Below are 2,422 nucleotides of genomic sequence, written 5' to 3'. Positions count from 1 at the left end.
GACCCTGACAGGTCACTACGTCCCTTGGCGGTTGGGCTGGGGCGGTCCCAACGTTTCCTGTGCGATGCGCTCCGCCTCGCGCAGCTGTTCCTCGCGGAGGCCGGCCCCCAGGAGCGCTTCTCGATAGCGCGCCAAGCGCGGAGCATCCTCGTTATGGATGAAGTAGAAGACCAAGAAGTCGAGGTAGTCCTGTTGCAGACGTCGTGGATCTTGCTCGCCGAGTGACTTCATGTAGCCTTCCAGGAAAAACGGGAAGGGAACGAAGTTGATTCCCGGACGTTGGGCGAGCTGGCGCATCAGCGCACTGTCATAGGTGAGAATCTCGCCGTAGAGGTCGTCGAAGCGGATCGACCGGTGGAGTTCCAGGTTCACCGTGAGACCGTAGCGCAGCCGGAAGTGGATGCCGCGGCGCAGCAGGAACTCCTGCGTGGCAGGGCGCTCGTGTCCGGGACGTCCGCGGCTCGTGATGGGCAGGCGAGCCAGTTCCTTGTCGGTCAGCCCCTGGCTCTCGAGCGCGTAGGGCAGCTTGCCGAAGTAGGCCACGGCATCTTGCCCGGAGAGCAAGGCCACACGGGCGGGCGTTCCTTGCAGAAAACGTCCGAGAACCTCGCCTTGGTGGCGGAGAGTGGCGAGCATCTCCTTCGTGTAGTAGTTCGCCTCGTCCACGATGCCCTCCACCTTCTCGCGGCCGACGAAGGTGTGTGACCGCGGCAACCGCGCCAGCAGAGTCCCGCCGATGAGCAGCACGGCCGCGGCGATCTCCACCCACCGCCGGCGCGAGCAACGCAGGACGTCCTCGACCACGAGGTAGAGGAGCACCGTCGCCGGCACGTAGAAGCGGGCGAACATGAAATCGCCACCGAGGCGGGTGACGTACAGGATCGTGACCAGGACCTGGAAACTCGCGAGCAGCGCCGTGTCCAGGTCACGTCCGACCCGCCGGTGCAGCACCCAGGCGGCGGGCACAGCGGCGAGCGACGCGAGCAGCACGAGGTAGATGCCGAAGTAGAGGCGCGTGTAATGCCAGCCCTGGATCCAGTAGGAACTCCCGCCCGACTTGGCGTAGTACGTGTTCGGGAGGATCTCGCCGTAGTACGAGAGGCGAAAGGCGAGCGCCGGCACCACGAGCGCGGCCCAGGTCGCGGCGAAAACGAGGGACGGACGGAGCCTATCGGCCAGTCCGCGCGCGCCAGACTTGCCGAGCACTTGAGTGCGCCATAACAAGTACAGGCCGGCGGTGGCGGTATAGAGGGCGCCCTCGGGCCGCATCAATGTCGCGAGGGCATAGACGGCCCCGGCCAAACCGTTTCGTTCGCGCTCGCCGCTCACGGCGAGCAGACCGAGGAGGAGCAGCAAGGCGAAGGCTGCGGTTTCGAGACCGCTGCTCGCGAAGAGCTGGGCGTCGTAGTGCAACGCCAGGCTCCAGGCGGCGAGAGGCAGCCCGAGCCAGGCGCCATCGCGACGCCGGAGACTGCGCCGTGTGAGCACGACCAGCGTGGTGGCGAAAAAGAGAATGGGCAGATAGCGCCCGAGAGTGACGAGGTCGACGCCTAAGCGGTTGCAGGCCGCGAGCAGGATCACCCATAGAAAGTGCGTGTAACCTTCGACCCGCTCCCCAGGGTTGAAGACGAGCCCTTGTCCCTGGAGCAGATGATCCACGTAACGGAAGCTGATGAAGACGTCGTCGCAGACCCAGGCCCGGCGCACGGTTTCGACCAGGCCCACGACCACGGGCCCGGCGGCGAGGAGCAGGAGTGACGGCACGAGGCGCGAGCGTGGCATGGCGCGCGATCATACCATGCGTTCGTATACGTCACGAACCCTCCGCCGGCAGCTTCATCCTTCGGTTATAATCCGCCCCATGGTACGGACCTGTGGAGAAAACGTCCGGCGTCCCGAGTGGCTGAAGGTGCGTTTGCCCCAGGGCGACGGCTACAGCCGCATCCGCTCCTTGGTGGAGAAACACCAGCTGCACACCGTGTGCGAGAGCGCGCGCTGTCCCAACCTCGCCGAGTGCTGGAACGCCGGCACCGCGACGTTCATGATCCTCGGCGACATCTGCACCCGCAGTTGCGGCTTCTGCGCCGTCACCACGGGCAAGCCCCTGGGTCTCGATCTGGGTGAACCGGTGCGCCTGGCCCGCGCCATCCACACCCTCGGCGTCCGCCACGCGGTGATCACGAGCGTCAACCGGGACGAATTGCCCGACGGCGGCGCCGCCATCTTCGCCGCCTGCGTCCGCGCCGTGCGCCGCGAGGTGCCGGACTGCCGGGTGGAGCTCCTCATCCCCGACTTCCTCGGCAAGTGGGAGGCATTGGACGTGGTGCTCGACGCAGCCCCGGACATCCTCGGGCACAACACGGAGACGGTGCCACGCCTCTACACCCGGGTGCGCCCCAAAGCGAAGTACGAGCGCAGCCTC

The 2,422-nt window shown here is 66.4% G+C and carries 2 protein-coding genes; one reads left to right on the top strand and one right to left on the bottom strand.

Going from position 1 to position 2,422, the window contains the following annotated elements; translation table 11 throughout:
* Window positions 1–15 precede the first annotated feature (15 nt).
* Window positions 16–1,782 (bottom strand): hypothetical protein, encoded by a 1,767-nt coding sequence (locus VFE28_05690; protein HZM15475.1) that lies wholly within the window; start codon window positions 1,780–1,782, stop codon window positions 16–18.
* Between VFE28_05690 and VFE28_05685 the strand changes: the two genes are divergently transcribed.
* Window positions 1,673–2,422: lipoyl synthase (locus VFE28_05685; GenBank protein HZM15474.1), on the top strand; the 750-nt coding region annotated here is incomplete at its 3' end. The two genes, VFE28_05690 and VFE28_05685, sit on opposite strands and share 110 nt — an antisense overlap.

It is taken from the genome of Candidatus Krumholzibacteriia bacterium (assembly GCA_035649275.1).
In the GTDB taxonomy this organism is placed as follows: Bacteria; Krumholzibacteriota; Krumholzibacteriia.
Note: the sequence above shows the minus strand (reverse complement) of the source record. Positions and strands in the feature narration are given on the sequence as shown.